The sequence below is a fragment of the Orbaceae bacterium lpD01 genome (genome assembly GCA_036251705.1).
Lineage (GTDB): Bacteria > Pseudomonadota > Gammaproteobacteria > Enterobacterales > Orbaceae > Utexia > Utexia brackfieldae.
Window position 1 is genome coordinate 248,822 of record CP133959.1, and the last position, 23,448, is coordinate 272,269.

A 23,448-nucleotide genomic window follows, 5' to 3' on the forward strand; every position below is an offset into this window, starting at 1 on the left:
AACAGGTACTATTTTTATATTACCACCGTTACATAATGATTGCGGCAATAAGTACGATAGCTATCCGGTATCGCATCCGAAATTAAGATGTCAAAATCATCAAGTTGGCCGAAATAAGCCGGTCGCTGCTCATCAAACTTACTAGAATCGGCGATTAAAATATTTTGCTGTGATCGCTCGATCGCTTTCATTTTCCAGTTCGCCTCATGAAAATTAAAACAGGTCACACCTCTGGTTGAAATACCGGCGGCTGAGATAAATGATTTGGTTGGACAAATAAGATCTAAAGGAGAGTGTGCATTAATTGGTACAAAGATCGCATTATCTGCAGAGAACTCGCCGCCACATAAAATCACTTTACAATTCTCCTTTTGCTGCAGCGCCAAAAATACATTCAGTGAATAGCAGACTGCTGTAAAAGGGAGCGTATTAGGAATACGCTCAATAATAAATGGCATAGTGGTACCGCAGTCAAAAAAGATCACATCATTCTCCGCCACTAAACTCACTGCCAGCTCACCGATGTAACGCTTCTCATCAATATGGCGCTGCTGCTGATCAGAAAGAAAATAGTTGGTCGATCGCTTTTGATCTCCCGCTAAAATGATATATCCCCCTAACAAATTGAGTGGCGAGGGATCGAGTAAACTAATGTCACGTCGAAGCGTCATCTCAGAGACCGCCAGTCGCTTAGCCGCCTCTTTTAAATGTATCTTTTCGGTCTGTTCAAGTAACTCGACGAGTTTTTGAATTCGATCTTCACGCTTTTTCACGGTATTATCTCAGCTCAATATCCTGTTAATAGTGACTATGACCAGCCTGCTGGTTTGCAACAATCGCGACGCCAGAACTCGTGCCTAAACGGGTTGCACCGGCCGCAATCATCGCCTTGGCTGTCTCTTGCGAACGAACGCCACCTGACGCTTTTACGCCCATCGTTGGCCCGACGGTTTCACGCATCAGCTTAATATCTTCAACCGTTGCGCCACCGCTACTAAAACCGGTTGAGGTTTTAACAAAGTCGACATTGAGCTGCTGACAAATTTCACATACTTGTTTGATTTGCGCTTGACTTAATAAGCACGTCTCTAAAATCACTTTCAATATCACCTCACCGGTCGCCATTTTCACCTGACGAATATCATCGATGAACGCGCTAATATCACCACTTTTTAACCAGCCAACGTTAATCACCATATCAATTTCATTGGCCCCAGCCGCGATGGCTGCTTGGGTTTCAAACACTTTAACGCTGGTTAAACTGGCCCCTAATGGAAAACCGATCACACTACAGGTTTTTACCTCAGAACCCGCTAAGGTTTTCGCCACTAACGGCACATAACCCGAGTTGACACAGACAGAATAGAAGTGATGTTCAATCGCTTCCTGACAAATCTTGATAATCTCAGCCTCAGTGGCATCCATCTTTAATAAGGTGTGATCAATATAACGCGCATAATCAATAGCTTGAACACTCATGCTGCTTCTCCTGTATCGGTATCATTGATGAATATATTATCACAAAATGATACCATCACAACAAAACTGAATGATTGTGTGACTCAAATCTCATTTAATGGAGAAAGCAGTAACATTTATAAGCTTTTCGTCCTAAAATAGCGTAATTAAATAATATTTTATTCATGAGGACGACGATGCATTACTTTATTGGCTTAATCAGTATTCTGGTTGTTTTACTGCTGGCTTGGTTAGCTTGCTTTGACAGGAAGGCTATCCGCTATCGTTATATCACCATCATGATTCTGGTTCAATTTATGCTCGCCTTTATCCTATTAAACACCTCGATTGGTAATATGATTATTGGCTCGATTAATCGCGGTTTTAATTACTTATTGGGCTATGCCAGCGAAGGGGTCAATTTTGTGTTCGGCGGGCTTGTCAATCAAGGCGAATTCAACTTCTTTATTAATGTCCTGTTACCGATTGTCTTTATATCCGCATTGATTGGTATTTTGCAATATTGTCGAATCTTGACCTTAATTATTAAAGGCTTGGGTTGGCTATTAAGTAAAGTCAATGGGATGGGCAAACTCGAGTCTTATAATGCGATTGCAGCGCTCATTTTAGGTCAGCAAGAGGTATTTATCTCGATTAAAAAACAGCTTGATCATCTGCCCGAACGCCGTTTATACACGTTATGTACTTCAGCGATGTCAACGGTATCGATGGCCATTGTGGGCGCTTATATGACTATCCTTAAACCTGAATATGTGGTGATTGCAATTATCCTTAATCTGTTTGGTGGTTTTATTATTGCTTCCATGATTAATCCTTATGTCGTTGATGAAAAAGAGGAACAGATCGAGATGCAGGATGAAGCCGGCAAACAGACATTCTTCCAAATGTTAGGCGAATATATTATTGATGGCTTTAAAGTCGCTATCGTGGTGGGTGCCATGTTAATCGGTTTTATCGCCTTAATCGCTATGATAAATGGTGTGTTTGCCGCTATCTTTAATATTACGTTTGTACAGGTGCTGGGTTATCTATTTTCACCTTTTGCTTTCTTAATCGGTGTTCCTTTACATGAATGTATTGATGCAGCAGAAATTATGGCAACGAAATTATTAGCCAATGAGTTCGCTGCGATGACCCTGTTTAAAGAACATATTGCCCTGTTTAGTGGACGTTCGCAGGCGGTTATTTCGGTATTCTTAGTCTCTTTTGCTAATTTTTCCTCGATCGGCATCATCTCCGGCGCGCTCAAAGCGCTCAATGAAAGACAAGGCCAGTCGATTGCCAAACATGGACTAAGGCTCTTATTTGGCGCTTCTTTAGTGAGTTTACTCAGCGCAACCATCGTCAGTGTCGTTTTCGATCTGCAATTTTAATCGGTAAATATCATGAAAAAAAGAGTACTGTCCTTTATCATCGGGCTATCAATGACTCAAGTGCAAGCAGTCACCGTTGATCTGCGAATCATGGAGACCTCTGACATCCATGCGAATATGATGGATTATGATTTTTATAAAGAGGCCACGACTCCCCGCTATGGTTTTACCCGAACTGCGGCATTAATTCGTCAGGCACAAACAGAAAAGCATAATTTTGTGTTAGTGGATAATGGTGATTTGATTCAAGGTAGCCCAATGGGTGATTGGGCATTTAGTCAGCCTAGCTGGGATAAGTTAACCCATCCGGCGATTAAAGCCTTAAATAGCCTGCAATATACCGTGGGTGGTTTGGGTAATCATGAATTTAATTATGGTCTGCCATTTCTCGATAGCGTGATAAAAGGCGCACAGTACCCTTACATTAATGCGAATGTTTTTGACCTAAACACTAAGCAGCCTTACTTTACGCCCTATGTGATTTTAGATAAGCCAGTGACAGACAGAGCGGGTCAGACTCATTCACTCAAAATCGGTTATATCAGCTTTGTCCCGCCGCAAATCATGCAGTGGGATAAAAATAATCTGAGTGATAAAGTGTATACGAACGATATCACCGAGACTGCCAGACAATTTGTTCCGCAGATGAAAGCGGCCGGGGCCGATATTATTATCGCGATTGCTCATTCTGGTTTATCCACCGATCCCTATAAACTGATGGCAGAAAATTCGGTTTATTATCTAAGCACGGTGAAAGATATCGATGCGATTTTATTTGGCCATACCCATAGTCTTTTTCCGGGGCCAAGCTTTGCTCATTTAACCGGCATCGATAATCAAAAAGGCCATGTTAATGGTATTCCTGCGGTGATGCCAGGTCAGTGGGGTGATCATTTAGGGATGATTGATTTAACCCTGACAAAAACAGATCAGGGGTGGCAAGTTATCGATTCGGTTGCTCAGACCAGAGCCATCTTTGATACAGTCAATAGTCGGGCGCTGGTTGATGCAGACCCGCAGGTCAGCCAAATCTTAGCGGACGACTTTAAGCAAACTCGCCAGTATATGAATACCGTGATTGGTAAAACGGCTAGCCCTTTATTTAGCGATCTGGCGCTGGTCCAAGACGATGCCACCATCAAACTCATCAATCTCGCACAAATCGATTATATTCAGTCCTTTATTCAAGGCGATCCTGATTTAGCCGATTTGCCGGTTATCTCAGCAGTCGCTCCCTTTAAAGCCGGCTCGCGTAAAAATGATCCTAGCGCTTATATCGAAATTCCCGCCGGTGAACTCACGGTCAAAAGTGCCAATGATCTTTATGTTTATGCCAATACCTTAGCGGCCATTACTCTGACTGGGCGAGATCTAAAAGCCTGGCTGGAGTGTAGTGCCGGGGTTTTTAATCAAATTGATATAGAGAATACTGCGCCACAATACTTAATTAACTGGGCGCACTTCCGGCTGTTTAATTTTGATATTATCGAGGGCGGCATTACCTATGAAATTGATGTAACCAAACCACCTCGTTATAATAGTGATTGTCAGTTAATCAATGATAAGACGCAGCGTATTGAGCAGTTAACTTATCAGGGTAAACCCCTTGATGAGGATCAAAAATTTATCATGGCAATGAATAATTATCGTGCTTTTACCGGCATTTTTCCGGGATCCGGCGAGCAGCATGTGGTGATCAACTCACCCGATCCTGTGAAAGAGATCTTAGCCCGTTACATTGCCAAACAAACCGCTGACAATGGCGCAATAAGCGTGCCACTAAATCATCATTGGCAAATCAGTGAAATTCACAGTCCATTGAAATTGGATATTCGCGTCGAGACCTCGCCAACTGAAGCTGCAAAAATCTTTATTCAGGAGCAGGCACAATATCCAATGACATTCATCAGCAATGATAGTACTGGTTATGCCGTCTATCGTTTAGATCTACAAAATAGAAAATAATCTTACAGAGGACAATCCCATGAGAATGGTTGACATTATTGCCAAAAAACGTGATGGACATGCATTAACGACACAAGAAATTGAATTCTTTGTGCAAGGGTATACCAAAGGAACGATTCCCGATTATCAGGCCAGTGCCTTTTTAATGGCCATCTATTTTCAAAATATGAATGAGCAAGAGCGAGCTGATTTAACCATGGCAATGGTCAATTCTGGTGAAACCATTGATCTTTCAGCTATCGCAGGTATCAAAGTCGATAAACACTCAACCGGTGGCGTGGGTGATACCACCACCTTAGTCTTAGCTCCGCTGGTTGCCGCATTGGATATTCCTGTAGCCAAAATGAGTGGCCGAGGCTTAGGCCATACCGGGGGCACCTTAGATAAATTTGAGACGATTCCCGGGTTTAAAATCGAAATGAGTACCAAAGATTTTATCAATCAGGTCAATCAGCATAAAGTGGCGGTCATTGGCCAGAGCGGTGACTTAGCGCCAGCAGATAAAAAGTTATACGCGCTACGCGATGTCACAGCAACAGTGAATTCAATTCCACTGATCGCCAGCTCGATTATGAGTAAAAAAATTGCCGCTGGGGCAGATGCGATTGTTTTAGATGTAAAAACCGGTGCAGGCGCCTTTATGAAAACCGATGCGCAAGCCGAAGAGCTCGCGCATGCGATGGTAAAAATCGGCAATAATGTCGGTCGCCGAACCATGGCGATTATTTCTGATATGTCACAGCCGCTGGGTTTCGCTATCGGTAATGCACTCGAAGTTAAAGAGGCAATTGAGACCTTAAAAGGACAAGGCCCAGCCGATCTACATGAGCTAGTGCTGACACTCGGTAGCCAAATGGTGGTTTTAGCCGGTAAAACCGACTCTTTAGCCGAGGCTCGTCATCAGCTCGAAGCGGTAATGAAAAACGGTCAAGCCATCGCCAAGTTTAAACAGTTAATTAGCGATCAAGGCGGCGATAGTGCCGTGATTGATCATCCAGAGCGTCTACCGGAAGCGCAATATAAAATTGAACTGCCCGCGAAAACGAGTGGCTTTATCTCGTCAATGATTGCCGATGAAATTGGCATTGCGGCGATGCAGCTTGGGGCTGGACGCGCAACCAAAGACGATAAGGTTGATTTTGCTGTTGGTATTGTCTTGCATAAGAAGGTTGGGGATGCCATTAAAGTCGGCCAATCACTGCTAACGATTCATAGCAATCGTGCGGATATTGAGGCAATTAAGCAAAAAATTTATAACAGCATAACGATTGCCGATACCGCAAAACCGCAACAATTAATCCATACCGTTATCACACATTAGTAATGATCGTTATCTGCGCTCTTATTGAGCGCAGATACATCATGACGATATCAAATAGATCTTCATCATCAATCAATTAGTGCCAGGCACCTCTGATTGGTCGAGAAAAATGGGCTAACACCGCAATCATACAGATTTCAATAGACACGGCCCAATAGATATGGCCCAGTATCTCACTCCATAATTCATAGCCATTGAGATTCCACAACCAACCTCTGGCACCTTGATCATAAACTGGAAATCGGAAACCTAATAACGGGATCAGGAAACCATGCATGACAACTGTAATAATGATACCATATAACGCACCGTACCAGAGTCTAATTCTATTGCAGTAGTAAGCAAGCGCGACATAAACAAAGGCAAAAGCAAAACTAAATAACCAGTGGTAAAGTGTGACAGCACCAGGGACAATTGCCGTTTGATAGACATAGTCTAGCGAATGTGAGTTAAATCCTAACCATCCAAACCACGCATCAATATGCGCCGCTGGCGGTGAAATCTCACCCGGAACACGTGGCGGCATATTGACTTCTGACCCCCACTTTACCAATGAACTCATAAAACCACCAATAATGGTGGTCCAGATAATAATCTGTCGATTCACTTTATTTCCAAACATCATGTTCTCCTTAGTTATCGTGTTATTGTATTGTCCTAAACTCATCATCAAAGTTATTTTTTTATGTAAATCATTGCTGATATTAACGATATTTAGCAAAAGTGCAAACCGGATTTTCACTTGCTCAGCAAGACTCATTAAACCGGCTATTAACAGTCAAGATGAGTAAAAGGCACCTAATACCCTCAGGTAGTACAATGATTATTTATATCTTTTTATCAAACTTAGTTTTTAAACGTTTCAAAATTTTTGCATGAATACCAGCAAAGCCACCATTACTCATCACTAAAATCACATCATTCGGTTTAACTGAGTTGACTATCATATCAACCAACAGATCGATATCGCCAGACCAATAGGCTGGTTGAATACAATGATCAGCAACCTCTGACACTAACCAAGGGAGCGACTCCGGCTGAAACAGATAAACCTCATCTGCACGACCTAGTGAAGGGGCTAAGTCATCTTTACTCACGCCCAGTTTCATCGTATTGGAACGAGGTTCTAATACCGCTAAAACCCGGCGATTAGCGTCTACTTTACTGCATAAGGCTTCTAATGTGGCAAAAATGGCTGTCGGATGATGCGCAAAATCATCGTAGATTTCCACACCATTGACTTCGCCATACAGTTCTAAACGCCGCTTAGCATTAATAAACTGGCCCAGTGCAGCACAAGCATCTTGTGGCTCAATACCGACATTTCTGGCAGCTGCTATCGCCATGAGCGCATTGTGCATATTGTGTTCGCCGACTAAATTATAGTTAACTTCGCCCACACTGCGCCCATTAAAAAGCACTTTAAAATGGCTCGCATCGCCACTAATTCGCTCGGCAAGCCAGCCCTCGGTCGACTCGGTATACTCAAGTTCGCTCCAACAACCTCGCGCTAACACCTGCTTGAGATTATTATCATCTTTAGGCACAATAATTTTACCTTTACTCGGTACTAAGCGAACTAAATACTGAAACTGCTTCTGGATAGCTGCCAGATCATCAAAAATATCCGCATGATCAAATTCAAGATTATTTAAGATTAGCGTTTTCGGCGAATAATGCATGAACTTTGAACGTTTATCGAAAAAAGCACTATCATATTCATCGGCTTCAATAACAAAGAAATTACTGTTACCCAAGCGCGCTGACACATCAAAATTACCCGGTACACCGCCGATTGCAAAACCAGGTTGATAGCCACACTGCTCTAAAATCCAGCTGACCATACCGGCGGTGGTCGTTTTACCATGTGTACCCGCAACGGCAATAACCCAGCGTTCACGCAGCACGTGATCATGTAGCCATTGAGGCGCGGAGATATAAGGCAAATTATTATCTAAAATATATTCAATACAAGGATTACCCCGAGACATCGCATTACCAATAATAATCAGATCGGGTTGCGGTTGTAATTGGCTGGGATCGTAGCCTTGAATAATCTCAACATGTTCGTTGGCCAGTAATTCACTCATGGGCGGATAAACATTCTGATCCGAACCGGTCACTTTATGGCCTAATGAACGGGCAATTAAAGCGATGCCACCCATAAAGGTGCCACAAATCCCCAGAATATGAATATGCATAAAATAATTCCTACAAACGATAAATAGTTATAATGGCCACAGATGTCTGATCAGCAGCTGTAATGTTTGTTTGCCGCGAAACTCATTAATATCAAGATGGTAAGCGAGTTTAACTGTTTTAACCGATTGATCAGGCCACTGCTGGATATCAATATTAAATGCAATCCCCTCAATCAGTGGGCCACCTTGTATGGGTTCAACGACCACTTTTAAATGTTTTTCACCGACAATGCGCTGTTGGTGCAATCGAAACCCACCATCAAATAAAGGTTCAGGAAAACCTTGTCCCCACGGGCCGCCATCTTGAATGAGACGGGCGGTGTCACAGGTAAACAGTTCACCTGCCAGTTCACCATCAGATAAAACAACATGATTTAATAAGTTTTCATCAATCATCTGATGAGCAATTTGCTCAAAACAGTGTTTGAAGTCACTGAATTTATCTTCAGAAATGGTTAAGCCTGCTGCCATCGCATGACCACCAAAACAGTCGATTAAACCAGGATTAAGCGAGTCAATTCGCTCTAAGGCATCACGAAGATGAAAGCCATTAATTGAACGTCCAGACCCTTTCAATACTCCATCACCGGCCTGCGCAAATGAGATGACCGGACGATAGTAACGATCTTTGATTCGAGCCGATAAAATACCAATAACGCCTTGATGCCACTCAGGATGATAAATCACAATGCCTTGGGGAATATCTGGTAAACTCTGTTCAATAAGCTCAACATACGCCACCGCTTCAGTCTGCATTGACTGTTCAACATCCCGGCGCTCGTTATTGAGTAAATCTAATTCTTGCGCCATCTGTTTGGCACGGATTGGATCGTCACATAATAGCAACTCAATCCCTAAAGACATGGTCTCCATGCGTCCAGCCGCATTTAAGCGAGGCGCTAAAATATAACTTAAGTCCATAGCAGAGAGTTTACGACAATCTTTTTTGGCGATATCGATTAACGCCTTGATGCCTACGCAGCCATAACCACTGCGAATTCGGCTAATCCCCTGATGCACTAAAATACGATTATTTTTATCCAGCGTGACCACATCAGCCACCGTACCTAATGCGACCAAATCCAGCAGATTCGCCATATTGATTTCAGCCAGACCTTGCTGGGAAAACCAATTTAACTGTCTTAAATAAGCGCGTAAAGCCAGAATAAAATAAAAGGCGACACCGACACCGGCTAATGACTTAGATGGAAATGCACAATCAGTTAAGTTGGGATTAATAATCGCATCGGCCTCGGGTAACTGGGCCGGCGGCAGATGGTGATCAGTAATAATCACTTTAATGCCTAACTGGTGCGCTAAAGCGACACCGGCATGGGATGAAACACCATTATCGACCGTGATAATCAGCGCGGCTTGTTGCGCCGCTGCGCGCCTGACCACGTTCTCGCCCAGTCCATAGCCATCCATAAAACGGTCCGGTACAATATAATTGACGTGATTAAGACCTAAACTTCGCAACGCTTTTATCATTAATGCGGTGCTGGTTGCACCGTCAGTATCAAAATCGCCAACAATGATAATGTTCGCGTCAGTGGTGATGGCTTGATATAAAATGGCGATGCCTTGCTCAATACCGGTAAGCAATTGGTAGGTGAGTAACCCTTTCGCGCTACGAACTAATTCTTCATCTGAGTCGATACCTCGCAGCAGGTAAAGGCGCTGTAATAACGGATGGGTATCATCAGAAAATTGCGGATTAACGGCTGATAATTCGCGTTGTTTTAATGTTATATTCATTAATAATATGAAGTTAGCGGCTATTTTGTTTTGTGTTGTGTTGTGTTGTGTTGTGTTTATCACAAAACAAAATAGCGTTTGTCGGCTGATTAGTGTTTTTGATCTAAAATTTCTTTTAATTTATCTGCAGAAACATAACCGGCAATCACTTGTCCATCAGGTAAAACAATTGTTGGCGTACCGCTAATACCGATCTCACGACCCACTTGATACTGTTGTTTCACATAAGGCACCACGCTGTTTGCTTCTGGCACTTTATTACCTTTATAGCCATTATCAAAAGCGGCTTTACGATCAGCTGAGCTCCAGATAGACTGCATATCTTTACCCGCTTGAGAATCTGGTCCTTGGCGCGGGAAAGCTAAATAGTGAACAGTGATACCGGCTTTATTGATGTCAGCCATCTCTTGATGAAGTTTTTTACAGTAACCACAAGTCACATCAGAGAACACATAAATATTGTATTTTTCATTATCGGCTTTATAAACGATAGCATCGTTTGCAACCGTTTTAACCAGATTTAACACAGTCGAGGCAGAAATATCTTGTGGTGTGCCGCTGCTGATATCAAAAATCGGTCCTTGCGTGATATATTTACCATCATCAGAGACATAAAAGATCCCTTGTGATGTGGTGACGATATTCATGCCTTTAATCGGAGATGGGGCAATTTTTACATCTGTTGTGGGTAATTTGATAGCGGTTAATGAGGCGAGAATCTCTTTTTCGCCCGCTTGTGAATAACCCGCTAAAAGCGTTCCAATTAATCCTAATGATACAATGACTTTTTTCATTTAAATTACCTATCCTTATATTGTCGAAAAATCTTTATTCTTATTGTCATACTTATACTAAGCGCGAGGATGATGTTGTTGATGTAGTTTTTTCAGCCGCTCAGTCGCAACATGGGTATAAATTTGCGTTGTCGATAAGCTACTGTGACCCAACAACATCTGCACCACACGAAGATCAGCACCATGATTAAGCAAATGCGTTGCAAACGCGTGTCGCAAAACATGAGGTGATAGCATCTCAATGTTAATCCCTGCTAGTATGGCATAATATTTTATTCGATGCCAGAAAGTCTGGCGAGTCATTTTCTTGCCCAATCGGCTCGGAAACAGCACATCTATCGGACCGCTTTTTAATAGATCATCGCGTCCATATTGGAAAAAATATTCGATCCAATATATCGCCTCTTCTCCTAATGGGACGAGTCGCTCTTTATTTCCTTTACCAATAATACGTACCACACCTTGCCTTAAACTAATATCATTAATCTCAAGGCTCACCAGCTCAGTGACCCGAAGTCCTGTCGCATATAAAACCTCCAGCATCGCTTTATCGCGTAATTCAATCGGATCATCATGCCGGGGGACTTGCAGCAGTTTTTCAACCTGTTTCTCGGTCAAATCTTTCGGTAAGTTTTTGGGTAACTTGGGTGAAGAGAGAATGGCAGCGGGATCATCAGTACGATATTTTTCACGATATAAATACTGGAATAAACGCCGAATCGCACTTAATAAGCGCGCAGAGCTGGTTGCCTTATAACCCGACTCAACACGCTCAAGTAATAAGTCTTGTAGATGCATCGTTTGCGCTGAAAGTAACGTCACCTCTTGCCGTGTTAATGCAAAGAGTAATATTTTCAGATCTAAGCGATACGATTCGAGGGTATTTTGCGCCAAACTACGCTCAAGCCAGAGTGAATCTAAAAACTGTTCGATGAGCTGCTCATCTTGTATCACAATTACATTCCTATCATCTATTCTCAGCCTAACATCGCCATTGACTTAAAAACATGCGGCTGCATAAATTTTATTTGCGGATAAGATACGAGTATGAATCTGATAAACCAGACCCGTCAAGACCCATATATCATTTTATTGATATAAAAAAAGCTGCCATAAGCAGCTTATTCAAATCTCATCGCATCACTATTTTACACGTGAAACATATTCACCTGAACGAGTATCGACTTTAACAACTTCACCAATCTGCACAAACAGTGGTACACGCACCACTGCGCCCGTCGTTAATGTAGCAGGTTTACCACCCGTACCGGCTGTATCACCTTTTAAGCCAGGATCAGTTTCGGTAATTTCTAATTCAACAAAATTAGGTGGTGTGACCACAATCGGCTGACCATTCCATAAAGTTAAAATACATTCGGCTTGTTCAACTAGCCATTTTGCACTATCACCAACGGCTTTCGCATCGGCGGATAACTGCTCAAATGTTTCATTATTCATAAAGTGCCAGAATTCACCATCGGTATAAAGATAAGTTAAGTTCATATCCATGACATCTGCGCTTTCGACGCTATCACCAGATTTAAACGTTTTCTCTACCATTTTGCCTGATAATAGTTTACGAATTTTAACACGGTTTATCGCTTGGCCTTTTCCCGGTTTATAAAATTCATTTTCAACAATAACGCATGGCTCACCATCTTGCATTATTTTTAGGCCAGCTTTAAACTCATTAGTACTAAAAGTTGCCATGAGAAGTCCTCAAAAAAATCACATTGATCAAAAATGAGTAATATTATACAACAAATCGAACAAGTTCCAAATAATAAAGAAGCGTGGCTTCTACAGTTAGCCGATGTGGTCACCGATCCGCAAGCGTTATTTTCATTATTAGCGCTGGATCCCAATACCATTCCGGCACCGGCTTATTTGGCTAAAAAACAGTTTCCACTTCGCGTGCCAAAAGCGTTTATACAGCGAATGCAAAAAGGGGATATTGCCGATCCGCTGTTAAGGCAAGTGATGATCGATGCAAAAGAGCTGACGTTAACTGACGGTTTTAGCCAGGATCCGCTTGCTGAGCAAGCTAATCCCATACCCGGTTTGCTGCATAAATACCAAAACCGAGCACTCTTTATTACTAAAACCAACTGTGCAATCAACTGCCGATACTGTTTTCGTCGTCACTTCCCTTATCAGCAAAATCAGGGGAATAAACAGAACTGGCAAAAAGCGCTGGCCTATATTAAGGCGCATCCAGAATTAGATGAGATCATTCTGTCTGGCGGCGATCCGCTGATGGCCAAAGATCATGAAATTCAGTGGTTGATCAAACAGCTAGAACAGATCCCTCACATTAAACGACTGCGTATTCATACCCGATTAGCGGTCGTCATACCGGCAAGAATTACCGACAGATTATGTCAACATTTGGCCGAGAGCCATTTACAAATCATTGTTGTCACCCATATCAATCATGCCAATGAGATCGATGGTGATGTTGCTGCTGCGATGGATAAATTAAAGCAACAACAAGTCACCCTGCTTAACCAGAGTGTCTTGTTAAAAGGGGTCAATGATAATGCCAAAACGCTGGCCGATTTAAGTAATCGACTGTTTGATTGCGGTATATTACCTTACTACTTACATGTGCTCGATAAGGTTCAGGGCGCAGCGCATTTTTTAGTCGAAGACGAGCAAGCATTTGCGATTATGCGCATACTGGCAACCCAAGTATCAGGCTATTTATTACCGAAACTCACGCGAGAAATCGGCGGTGAAAAAAATAAAACACAACTTAATTATTAATCAGCTGCGATAGCTGCACTCAATATGAACAGAATATCGTTCAGCCATTAAGTGAAATAAGTCACATCAATATGATCATTGATGATAATCATATTCTCTGTGATTACTTTTATGAATATGTCCCACTCAAAACAGGATTTTAGTTCATCAATAGATTCATTAAAAGCGGTAAATCAGCTTGCCGGTAAAAAAGTTAAAAATGAATAAAACATGACTAAAATAACAAAAAACTACATATTTATGCATTATTAGTAAAAAAATATTAGGATAATCTCAAAAATAAGATTATATTTAGCGTCATAATAAGAGAATTATTCTCAATAAAGACGAATATGATGACAGAGAGAATATCAATGCAAAGACCGACAATTAACGCAGTGAGTGTATTAAGTGATAAAGAGTTAGATCAATATCTTGAAAAAATCTCCGTTTTAGTCATTATGGAGCAAACCTTCACAGCCCTCAGTCAAGGTCAAGTTGCCCAGCCGGCGCAAAGTTTGACGCTCTTTCCTCAAAATCGTGGCGATGTTATCACTTATCAGGGGGTATTAAGTCATGTTGATGTGTTCGGCGCCAAATTATCACCTTATATTGCCACTGATAGTGCACCCATTATAACGGCCTGGACCATATTAATGTCGATGAAAACAGGTCAGCCGCTATTAATTTGTGATTCAGGCCGGCTAACACGCGAAAGAACCGCCGCAACGACGGCGTTGGCGATAGATAAACTGGCACGAAAAGAGAGTAAAATTCTCGCGCTCATCGGCACAGGTGCGATTGGCCTTGCCCATTTAAAACATGTTTTAGCCTTAAGAGACTGGCAAGAAATCCGTATTTACTCACCGGATCTGGCACTCAATCAGTCCAAACAAACTCAATTTAAAGCGCTCGATGATCGCATCAGCCTTTGTGACAGTAATCAGGCCTGCATTGATGATGCTGATGTCATCATGCTATGCACCTCATCAGGCAAACCGGTTATCGACGTTAAGCAGTTACGCAAACCCGCACTCATTACCTCAATTAGTACCAATATTGCGCAGGCACATGAAATAGATCCGGCCCTCTTATCAACACTCGATGTGTATTGCGACGATAAAAAAACTACCCCACACAGTGCCGGAGAAATGGTCTTAGCTGCGCAGCAGCATCAATGGTCAGCGGATAAGATTGTCGGGGATTTAGCGGATTTATGTTGTCATCAATGTCCTGAGCCAAGCTATCAAAAATCGGTTTTCTTCCGTTCGATTGGTTTAGGGATTGAAGATATCGCGATTGCTTATGCTATCTATCAGCAAATATAAACTCAATAACTAGGTTAAGATCGCTCTAATTAAGCAATAAAATAGCGAGATAAAAAATGGCCTTAAGCCATTTATTTTTGGGCATAAAGAACAAGAGAATAAGATTATGAAAATTGATGTATTTGGTGTTGAACGTTGGATGGATATCTATGAGAACCACTGTCAGTACAACTTGGCAGAAACCTGTGTCGAATCCTTAACCATCACACAATTAATGGCCTTAACCAACAAAACCGAGCAGCAGCTCTTAGCCGATTTAATGCCACTAAAACTCACTTACGGCGCGATTACTGGTTCGGTGCGCTTAAGAACCAATGTCGCTAAATTATATGAGAAACAAGATAAAGACAATGTGCTCATTACACATGGTGCGATTGGTGCTAATGCACTGATCTATGAAACACTGGTTGAACCGGGCGATCATGTTATCGCCGTGCTACCGACTTATCAACAGCATCAGTCGATACCCAAAAGCTATGGCGCCAAAGTTGATTTGTTGAGACTTCGTCCAGAGAATCAATTTTTACCTGATCTCAACGAGCTCAAACAACTGATCACACCAAAAACGAAATTGATCGCACTAAACAATCCCAATAATCCCTCCGGATCATTGATGGATAAAGCCTTTCTCAACCAAATTATTGAGATTGCCAAAAGTATTGACGCCTACATTTTATGCGATGAAGTCTATCGTGGCTTAGATGAAGAAGGTAATGGTTTTACCGCTTCAATCGTTGACTTATATGAAAAAGGTATCAGCACGGGTAGTATGTCAAAAGCCTACTCACTAGCGGGACTACGCTTAGGTTGGATTGTCTCTAATATTCCCTCACTGATCGAGGCCGTGATTACCCATCGTGACTATAATACGATTAGTGTCGGTATGCTCGATGACTATTTTGCCGCCTTAGCACTGGAAGCCATCGATAAGCTGCTCGAACGTAATCACCACATTACCCGTAGTAATCGCCAAATCTTAGATGAATGGGTTAACAATGAACCGGCGATCTCTTATGTTAAACCCAAATCCGGCACAACAGCTTTACTAAAATACGCCTTCGATATGCCATCATGGGATTTTTGTGTCCAGCTATTAGAACAAACCGGCGTCATGTTATGCCCGGGCAGTGTACTTGAGATGGAAGGATTTGTTCGTATCGGTTATGCTAATAATCCACAAGTTCTCAAACAGGGTTTGCGTAAAATGTCTGAATTTTTAAGAACATTAAGTGAGAAGCAGCTTTAATACGCTCACATGATTGAATAAAAGAGGTTAAGTTTGGAAAATCGACAAAACAATATCGTGTTGACGGCAACCGATATCCATAAAAAATTTGGTGACCAGGAAGTCCTTAAAGGTATCAACATGGTTGCCCATAGTCATGATGTCGTCAGTATTATTGGTTCGAGTGGTTCGGGTAAAAGTACCTTTTTACGTTGTTTGAATTTATTAGAAACTCCAGATCAAGGCCGCCTTAAAATCTATGATCAAGAGGTGGTGTTTAATGGCCAGAAATCGGTTCAGCATAGTAAACAGCTAATTGATATTCGCAAACAAGTCAGCATGGTGTTTCAAAGTTTTAACCTTTGGAATCATATGTCCATTTTAGATAATGTGATAATTGCACCAATGAAGGTATTGGGTATCTCGAAAAAAGAAGCGATTGACCGCGCTGAGTTATATCTCAATAAAGTCGGCATCTATCACAAGCGCGATGCTTATCCTGCCATGTTATCTGGCGGCCAACAGCAGCGCTGCGCGATTGCCAGAGCGCTGGCGATGGAGCCACAGATATTACTCTTTGATGAACCCACCTCGGCACTGGATCCAGAGCTGGTTGGTGAAGTATTAAAAATTATTCAGTTACTGGCTGAAGAGGGACGCACAATGGTGCTTGTCACGCATGAAATCGCCTTTGCGCGTGAAATATCTAGTCAGGTGATGTTTATCCACCAAGGGCTCGTGGAAGAACGCGGCACCTCAGAACAGGTCTTTGGCAATCCACAATCAGCGCGTTGCCAACAATTTTTACACAGCGTTTTATAACTTATAATTATTAAAAGGGAAATGGATGAAAAAGTTATTTTATTGTTACTGCGCAGTGCTCATTTCAACATTATCATTTAATGTTCTGGCGGTGAATAAACCCTTACGTATCGGCACGGAGTGTACCTATCAACCCTTTACTTATCGTGATGCGCAAGGCAATATACAAGGCTTTGATGTCGATATCGCCAAAGAAGTGGCCAACCGGATTGGTCGTACGCCGGAATTTATCTGTAACCCATTCGCCAGTTCGATTCCCGCATTACAAGCGAGAAAATTTGATGTGTTATTTACCGCATTATCAGTCACTGATGAGCGCTTAAAAACCGTTAATTTTAGTGTACCTTATCGCTCCTCCACCGCCCGTTTTGTTGGCCCGACATCACTAAAAATTGCGCTATTTGATAAAGAGGGTCAACCCAATCCTACTGCCTTAAAAGGGAAAGTGGTCGGTTTACAGCGCTCTTCAACCTATGATCGCTATGTAAAAGAGAATTTCCCTGGTGTTGAAGTGCGTCGTTACGATACCGTGAATAATATGATTTTAGATCTCAAAGCCGAGCGGGTTGATCTTGTCATTGGTGGGCCGGTTAATTTATGGTCGACGCTATTAGAAAATGATAAAGATAAAGCGTATCAATTTATGGGACCTGAGATCGATAAACCTGAGTATTTCGGCATTGGTATTGCCGCTGCAATGCGTAAAAATGATACCGAGCTCCTCGATCAGGTTAATACAGCTTTAAATTCGATGTATCAAGATGGCACCTTTAAAGCCATTAATCAAAAATATTGGTCATTCACCGTATTACCCTCAGTTTGGCAATAATTATTTAGCCCTTATTGCCAGTCAGCCTTAAGGGATTAAACTCGATTTGCGGAGTATCACATGTCATTATTTTTGGGATGGGAAAGCCAGCTTGCTAAAGGTGTTGTCATGACACTGACAGCTGCCCTTATTTCACTATTTTTTGGGTTATTTATTGGTGTTGGCGTGGCCAGTGCCAAACAATCAAAATCTACCCTGCTTAAATTTATAGGTAACAGTTACACCACCATTATTCGTGGTACACCAGAACTGCTGATTATCTTTTTTATCTATTTCGGTAGTACACAGCTGATCAGTTTACTGGCCAGCGAAAATGACTATATCGAAATTCCAACGCTCGTGACCTGTGTATTTGCCCTCAGTATTATTTTTGGTGGTTATGCGGCAGAATCGATTCGTGGTGCAATGCTGGCTTTACCGAAAGGGCAAATTGAAGCGGCGTACGCCTTTGGTTTTTCACGGCTAAACTGTTTCTTATTTATCAAATTACCCCTTATTTGGCGATATGCATTGCCGGCACTGGGTAATAACTGGCTCTCACTCATCAAATCGACCTCATTAATTTCCCTGGTCGGATTAGAAGAGCTGATGCGCGTCAGCTATATTGCCGCCAGCGATACTGGCCACTATTTCCGATTTTATATTATTGCAGCAGCCACTTATTTGATTTTAACGCTCATTAATGTGTTGATTCTGGAACATTTAGAACGCCGTACGCGTCGTAGTGAAAAGGTGGCTTTATAATGGATTTTCAACTTATTTTAGACAGTTTTCCCGATTTACTTAAAGGGCTGGTCGTCACCTTAGAGTTACTACTTTGCTCACTAATTATCGGACTGATGATTGCGATCCCCGTGGCGATTGCCTGGGTCGAAGGTAATAAACCGGTTAGATTTTTTGCCCATTTTTATGTGACTTTTTTTCGAGGAACACCATTACTGGTGCAAATATTTCTGATCTATTACGGACTCGGGCAATTAGAGAGTATTCGTGAAAGTTTTTTATGGCCGCTCTTTAAAGAGCCGTTTTTTTGCGCAGTATTAGCTTTAAGTTTAAATACTTCATCTTATACGGCGAATATTATCCGGGGTGCGATAAAAGCGGTACCTCACGGCGAGATTGAGGCCGGTTATGCTTTTGGTATGACAAAGTTCCAGCGTTATCAAACGATTATCTTGCCACAGGCTTTTAAGTTAGTGCTGCCGGCTTATAGTAATGAGATCATTATTATTCTCAAAGCCACCTCACTGGCCAGTACGATTACCATTATGGATCTTACTGGTGTCGCCAGTGATATTGTTTCCAATACCTATCGTCCCTACGAGATATTTATTTCTGCCGCTATTCTCTATATCGCGATGACGTTTATTTTAACGCGCCTGTTTCGCATTCTAGAAATAAAAATGAACAAACAAATAATTGAATGGTAATTTCAGACATCATCATGAGGTGTAAATTGAGCTCACTTTTTTTATCCAATGATCAGAAAAATCAGCTGCTGGCTTTTGCCAATCAGCTAGCCGATCACAGCCGTAAAATCATTCTGGACGCACTCGCCAATCCGATTAATTTTGAAACAAAAACTGACCTAAGCCCGGTCACGATTATCGATCAAAATGTTGAATATGCCCTGCGTGAACTGATCCATGCCCATTATCCTGAACACGGCATTTTAGGTGAGGAGTATGCCAGTGAAAAACTCGATGCTGATTATGTATGGGTTATCGATCCTATCGATGGCACAAAAGCCTTTATCACCGGTATGCCAATCTACGGCACTTTAATTTCACTGACCTATCAAGGCACCCCTTTCTTAGGAATTATTGATCATCCGGTGACCAATGAACGTTGGGTTGGTTTTGAAGGTCAGCAAACCACCTATAACGGTAAACCGATTCAGGTGCGTCAATGCTTAGCACTGGCGCAAGCGATTGTGTCGATCGGTAATCCAGAGTCTCTGAGTGAAGGGGAATCAGCTGCTTTTAAACAACTGCGCAAAGAGACCAAATGGGGAATTTATGGCGGTAACTGTTATATCTATGGTCGCTTAGCGATGGGACAAGCAGATATTAGTGTTGATAGTGGTCTTGATCCCTTTGATTACTGCGCATTAGATGTGGTTGTCCGCAACGCCGGTGGGTTTATGAGTGACTGGGAGGGTCAGCGCCTGACGATTCATTCTGGCCATCGTGTGGTTGCTTGTGGTGATAAAGCCATACATGCCCAAGCCGTCAAAATACTGACTAATGCTTAATCAGAAAAAATAAAAAAGCAGTGATAATTCACTGCTTTTTTTATCTTTTTATGTCGAAACTAATGCCGTATTATGCGTGGCACTTTTGCTTAAGCATCGCAATGATTTCATCAATATTAATCAAGGTTTTTTCGCTATCGCTACGGTATTTATATTCCACCATATTATTATCTAAGTTACGATCACCAATGACAATTGTATGTGGAATACCAATCAATTCCGCGTCAGCAAACATCACGCCTGGACGCTCTTTACGATCATCAAATAAGACATCAATCCCGGCAGCTTGCAGTGCGGCATAAATTTTTTCAGCCGTATCTTGCACGCGATAAGATTTATGCATATTCATCGGTACAATCACCACGCTAAACGGCGCAATCGCTTCTGGCCAGATAATGCCGTACTCATCGTAATTCTGCTCAATTGACGCAGCGACAATACGACTCACACCAATACCGTAACAGCCCATCTGCATCACGTGATTTTGACCATCTTCACCTTGTACGGTCGCTTTCATCGCTTCTGAGTATTTAGAACCTAGCTGGAAGATATGGCCAACTTCAATACCGCGTTTAATCTGTAAAGTACCTTTTCCGTCTGGACTGATATCACCTTCAACGACATTACGAATGTCCGCAATCGCCGGTAATGCTACGTCACGTTCCCAGTTAATATTAAAATAGTGCTTACCGTCGATATTGGCGCCAGCGCCAAAATCACTCATCACAGAGACGGCGCGATCAATCACAAGTGGTAATGATAAATTAACCGGACCTAATGAACCCGGACCCGCACCAATTGCAGCCCGGATATCCTCTTCTGAAGCAAACTCAAATGGCGAAGCAACGATATCAATTTTTTCCGCTTTCACTTCATTCAACGTGTGATCACCACGAATTAACAGCGCAACCAGTTTATGACCACTCCCTTCCGCCGCTTTCACTATCAGTGTTTTAACGGTTTTTTCAATCGGTAGCTGAAACTGCTCAACCAGTTCATGAATTGTTTTGGCTTGTGGTGTATCGATTAAAACCATCTCTTTAGTAGCTGCAGGGCGAATCATCGATGGCATTACGGCTTCAGCTAATTCGATATTAGCCGCATAATCGGTATCTGTTGAAAAAACGATATCATCTTCACCACTTTCTGCTAAAACCTGAAATTCGTGTGAAGAGCTGCCGCCAATCGATCCGGTATCCGCTTGCACCGCACGGAAATTTAAACCAATACGCGTGAAGATATTACTGTAAGCTTGAAACATATCATCATAGGTTTTTTGCAGTGATTCACGTGTTGAATGGAAAGAGTAGGCATCTTTCATAATGAATTCACGCGCGCGCATCACACCGAAACGCGGTCTGACTTCATCACGGAATTTGGTTTGAATTTGATATAAATTAAGCGGTAGCTGCTTATATGAGCTCACTTCATTACGCACTAAATCAGTTATCACTTCCTCGTGCGTCGGTCCTAAAACAAAAGCGCGATCGCCACGATCTTTAATCCGCAGTAATTCTGGGCCATACTGTTCCCAACGACCACTTTCCAGCCAGATATCAGCAGGTTGAACAACCGGCATCAATACTTCTAAAGCACCGGCTTTATTCATCTCATCGCGCACAATATGTTCGACTTTTTTCAGTACGCGTAATCCCGTCGGTAACCAGGTATATAAACCTGAAGCAAGTTTGCGAATTAATCCCGCTCTAAGCATGAGTTTATGGCTAATGACTTCAGCGTCGGCTGGTGTCTCTTTTAAGGTTGAGAGAAGATATTGACTTGTACGCATAATCTATTCCAATGTTATATTTTTGAATTCAAAAAATAGTCATTAGTTTAGCAGGCAAAAGGCTAACTCAAAAGGGATTTTAATCAAGAATTTTCATCGGTATCACCGGGCTTGTTTATAATAGCTCACCGATAAAATTCATCGTGATCAATAAATTTTCATGATAAAACAAGCTATTTTACCGCTATTGAAAATAGCTGCATTCGTCCTCATTTACTAAAATAAGTGTTTCAACCAGAGATAAATAGTGACATGGAACAATCTGCTGAGCAAACCCGATTAGATAAATGGCTATGGGCGGCGCGTTTTTATAAAACCCGATCGCTAGCCAGACAAATGATCGAAGGCGGTAAAGTACATTATAATGGCCAACGCAGTAAACCCAGTAAAATAGTCGAGGTTGGCGCATTAATTAAATTACATCAGGGAAGTGATGAAAAAGAGCTGGTGGTACTGGGTCTGTTATCACAAAGAAGAGGTGCCGATGAAGCACAAAATCTCTACCAAGAGACACCTGAGAGTATGGCTAAACGAGAAAAAATTGCTGAATCTCGAAAACTCGGTGCACTGACGATGCCACATCCGGATCGTCGCCCTGATAAAAAAGAACGCAGACATTTAATTAAATTTAAATATGGTGAGTAATCGATTCGCCAGGAGAATATATGAATACCCAATTAGTCTCTCAACACGATAAATTAAGCCGTTTCTTATTTGAAGAGGTTTCAGTGCGGGGTGAGTTAGTGAGTTTGAATAAAACCTATCAAGCTATTTTAGACAATCATGACTACCCACAACCGATTAAAATGTTGCTGGGTGAATTATTAGTGGCAACCAGCTTATTAACCGCCACCCTGAAATTTGAAGGTGATATCACTATCCAGTTACAGGGTGATGGCCCCTTAAATCTAGCGGTTATCAATGGCAATAACCATCAGCAGATGCGCGGAGTCGCTCGCGTTAACGGAGAAATCGCTGAAAATAGCAGTCTGAAAGAGATGATCGGTAATGGCTATATAGTGATTACCATCTCGCCGAAACAGGGTGAACGTTATCAAGGTATTGTTGGCCTAGAGAGCGAGACGCTAACCGGTTGTATCGAAAATTATTTCATGCAATCAGAGCAGCTACCGACAAAATTATTTATTCATGTGGGAGAGCAGCAAGGCAGTATGATGGCAGCAGGTATGCTATTACAAGTTCTGCCAGCTGAAGATAGGCAAGAAGACGCTTTTGAGCATCTCATCACCTTAACTGAAACGGTTAAGTCTGAAGAACTGTTTACGCTATCGGCAGAAGAGGTGCTTTACCGACTCTATCATCAAGAACACGTCCGACTCTTTGATGATCAACCTGTCGAATTTAAATGTAGCTGTTCACGTGAACGCTGTGAAGCGTCATTAATGACACTGCCCGCGGCGGAAATTGATCAGATCTTAGCTGAAGATGGCAACATTGATATGCATTGTGACTACTGTAACAATCACTATATCTTTGATCAGATGGATATTGCAGAGCTGCGCCAGACAAGTCATTCAGAGACAGTACATTAATCACAATAGGAT

The 23,448-nt window shown here is 42.0% G+C and carries 22 protein-coding genes; 13 read left to right on the forward strand and 9 right to left on the reverse strand.

What is annotated here, in order from left to right:
• Positions 1–14: 14 nt before the first annotated feature.
• Both deoR and deoC read right to left on the reverse strand, forming a co-directional pair.
• Positions 15–773: a DNA-binding transcriptional repressor DeoR gene (deoR, locus tag RHO15_01070; protein ID WVD64135.1), complete on the reverse strand. Its 759-nt coding sequence runs from the start codon at positions 771–773 to the stop codon at positions 15–17.
• Positions 774–798: 25 nt separating this feature from the next.
• A complete protein-coding gene (deoC, locus tag RHO15_01075) occupies positions 799–1,479 on the reverse strand; it encodes a deoxyribose-phosphate aldolase (GenBank protein ID WVD64136.1) in 681 nt (226 codons plus the stop codon).
• A gap of 176 nt (positions 1,480–1,655) precedes the next feature.
• Here deoC and RHO15_01080 point away from each other — a divergent pair, with 176 nt between their 5' ends.
• Genes RHO15_01080 through RHO15_01090 form a run of 3 tightly spaced genes read left to right on the forward strand, consistent with a single transcriptional unit; the run spans position 1,656 to position 6,138 of the window.
• The gene (locus RHO15_01080; protein ID WVD64137.1) at positions 1,656–2,852 is read left to right on the forward strand and encodes a nucleoside transporter C-terminal domain-containing protein; all 1,197 of its coding nucleotides are present in this window, start codon (positions 1,656–1,658) and stop codon (positions 2,850–2,852) included.
• Positions 2,853–2,864: 12 nt separating this feature from the next.
• Complete coding sequence (locus RHO15_01085) at positions 2,865–4,817, forward strand: bifunctional 2',3'-cyclic-nucleotide 2'-phosphodiesterase/3'-nucleotidase (GenBank protein WVD64138.1); 1,953 nt, start codon at positions 2,865–2,867, stop codon at positions 4,815–4,817.
• A gap of 19 nt (positions 4,818–4,836) precedes the next feature.
• On the forward strand, positions 4,837–6,138 hold the full coding sequence (locus tag RHO15_01090) for a pyrimidine-nucleoside phosphorylase (GenBank protein WVD64139.1): 1,302 nt from the start codon (positions 4,837–4,839) through the stop codon (positions 6,136–6,138).
• A gap of 76 nt (positions 6,139–6,214) precedes the next feature.
• Here RHO15_01090 and RHO15_01095 read toward each other — a convergent pair whose 3' ends face one another.
• The 6 genes from RHO15_01095 to efp all read right to left on the reverse strand — a co-directional run bounded on the left by RHO15_01095 (position 6,215) and on the right by efp (position 12,601).
• Positions 6,215–6,760 carry a DUF1440 domain-containing protein gene (locus RHO15_01095; GenBank protein WVD64140.1) on the reverse strand — a complete coding sequence of 182 codons (546 nt, stop codon included), beginning with the start codon at positions 6,758–6,760 and terminating at the stop codon, positions 6,215–6,217.
• Between the two features lie 205 nt (positions 6,761–6,965).
• Positions 6,966–8,339, reverse strand: coding sequence for a UDP-N-acetylmuramate:L-alanyl-gamma-D-glutamyl-meso-diaminopimelate ligase (mpl, locus tag RHO15_01100; GenBank protein WVD64141.1), 1,374 nt, complete (start codon positions 8,337–8,339; stop codon positions 6,966–6,968).
• Between the two features lie 27 nt (positions 8,340–8,366).
• Complete coding sequence (gene recJ / locus RHO15_01105; GenBank protein ID WVD64142.1) at positions 8,367–10,097, reverse strand: single-stranded-DNA-specific exonuclease RecJ; 1,731 nt, start codon at positions 10,095–10,097, stop codon at positions 8,367–8,369.
• A gap of 89 nt (positions 10,098–10,186) precedes the next feature.
• Complete coding sequence (gene dsbC / locus RHO15_01110) at positions 10,187–10,891, reverse strand: bifunctional protein-disulfide isomerase/oxidoreductase DsbC (GenBank protein WVD64143.1); 705 nt, start codon at positions 10,889–10,891, stop codon at positions 10,187–10,189.
• Between the two features lie 57 nt (positions 10,892–10,948).
• Positions 10,949–11,845, reverse strand: coding sequence for a site-specific tyrosine recombinase XerD (gene xerD, locus RHO15_01115; protein WVD64144.1), 897 nt, complete (start codon positions 11,843–11,845; stop codon positions 10,949–10,951).
• A 189-nt stretch (positions 11,846–12,034) separates the two neighbouring features.
• Entirely contained in the window at positions 12,035–12,601 is a 567-nt protein-coding gene (gene efp / locus RHO15_01120) for an elongation factor P (protein WVD64145.1), read from the reverse strand.
• 33 nt (positions 12,602–12,634) lie between these two features.
• Between efp and epmB the strand changes: the two genes are divergently transcribed.
• The 8 genes from epmB to hisN all read left to right on the forward strand — a co-directional run bounded on the left by epmB (position 12,635) and on the right by hisN (position 20,094).
• Positions 12,635–13,657 carry an EF-P beta-lysylation protein EpmB gene (epmB, locus tag RHO15_01125; GenBank protein ID WVD64146.1) on the forward strand — a complete coding sequence of 341 codons (1,023 nt, stop codon included), beginning with the start codon at positions 12,635–12,637 and terminating at the stop codon, positions 13,655–13,657.
• 353 nt (positions 13,658–14,010) lie between these two features.
• Positions 14,011–14,964: an ornithine cyclodeaminase family protein gene (locus RHO15_01130; GenBank protein ID WVD64147.1), complete on the forward strand. Its 954-nt coding sequence runs from the start codon at positions 14,011–14,013 to the stop codon at positions 14,962–14,964.
• 106 nt (positions 14,965–15,070) lie between these two features.
• Complete coding sequence (locus RHO15_01135; protein ID WVD64148.1) at positions 15,071–16,210, forward strand: aminotransferase; 1,140 nt, start codon at positions 15,071–15,073, stop codon at positions 16,208–16,210.
• Positions 16,211–16,264: 54 nt separating this feature from the next.
• Positions 16,265–17,011, forward strand: coding sequence for an ATP-binding cassette domain-containing protein (locus RHO15_01140; GenBank protein ID WVD64953.1), 747 nt, complete (start codon positions 16,265–16,267; stop codon positions 17,009–17,011).
• A 25-nt stretch (positions 17,012–17,036) separates the two neighbouring features.
• Positions 17,037–17,840, forward strand: coding sequence for a transporter substrate-binding domain-containing protein (locus RHO15_01145; protein ID WVD64149.1), 804 nt, complete (start codon positions 17,037–17,039; stop codon positions 17,838–17,840).
• A 60-nt stretch (positions 17,841–17,900) separates the two neighbouring features.
• Positions 17,901–18,584: an ABC transporter permease subunit gene (locus RHO15_01150; protein WVD64150.1), complete on the forward strand. Its 684-nt coding sequence runs from the start codon at positions 17,901–17,903 to the stop codon at positions 18,582–18,584.
• Positions 18,584–19,270, forward strand: a complete 687-nt coding sequence (locus RHO15_01155) for an ABC transporter permease (protein WVD64151.1) — start codon at positions 18,584–18,586, stop codon at positions 19,268–19,270. The genes RHO15_01150 and RHO15_01155 overlap by 1 nt, the downstream gene beginning before the upstream one ends.
• A gap of 26 nt (positions 19,271–19,296) precedes the next feature.
• Positions 19,297–20,094: a histidinol-phosphatase gene (gene hisN, locus RHO15_01160; GenBank protein WVD64152.1), complete on the forward strand. Its 798-nt coding sequence runs from the start codon at positions 19,297–19,299 to the stop codon at positions 20,092–20,094.
• A gap of 70 nt (positions 20,095–20,164) precedes the next feature.
• Here the strand turns inward: hisN and proS are convergent, their stop codons facing one another.
• Positions 20,165–21,883: a proline--tRNA ligase gene (gene proS, locus RHO15_01165; protein WVD64153.1), complete on the reverse strand. Its 1,719-nt coding sequence runs from the start codon at positions 21,881–21,883 to the stop codon at positions 20,165–20,167.
• Between the two features lie 252 nt (positions 21,884–22,135).
• Between proS and hslR the strand changes: the two genes are divergently transcribed.
• Together hslR and hslO are read left to right on the forward strand one after the other, a co-directional pair.
• Positions 22,136–22,528 carry a ribosome-associated heat shock protein Hsp15 gene (gene hslR / locus RHO15_01170; GenBank protein ID WVD64154.1) on the forward strand — a complete coding sequence of 131 codons (393 nt, stop codon included), beginning with the start codon at positions 22,136–22,138 and terminating at the stop codon, positions 22,526–22,528.
• 20 nt (positions 22,529–22,548) lie between these two features.
• Positions 22,549–23,436: an Hsp33 family molecular chaperone HslO gene (gene hslO, locus RHO15_01175; protein WVD64155.1), complete on the forward strand. Its 888-nt coding sequence runs from the start codon at positions 22,549–22,551 to the stop codon at positions 23,434–23,436.
• Positions 23,437–23,448: the final 12 nt, after the last annotated feature.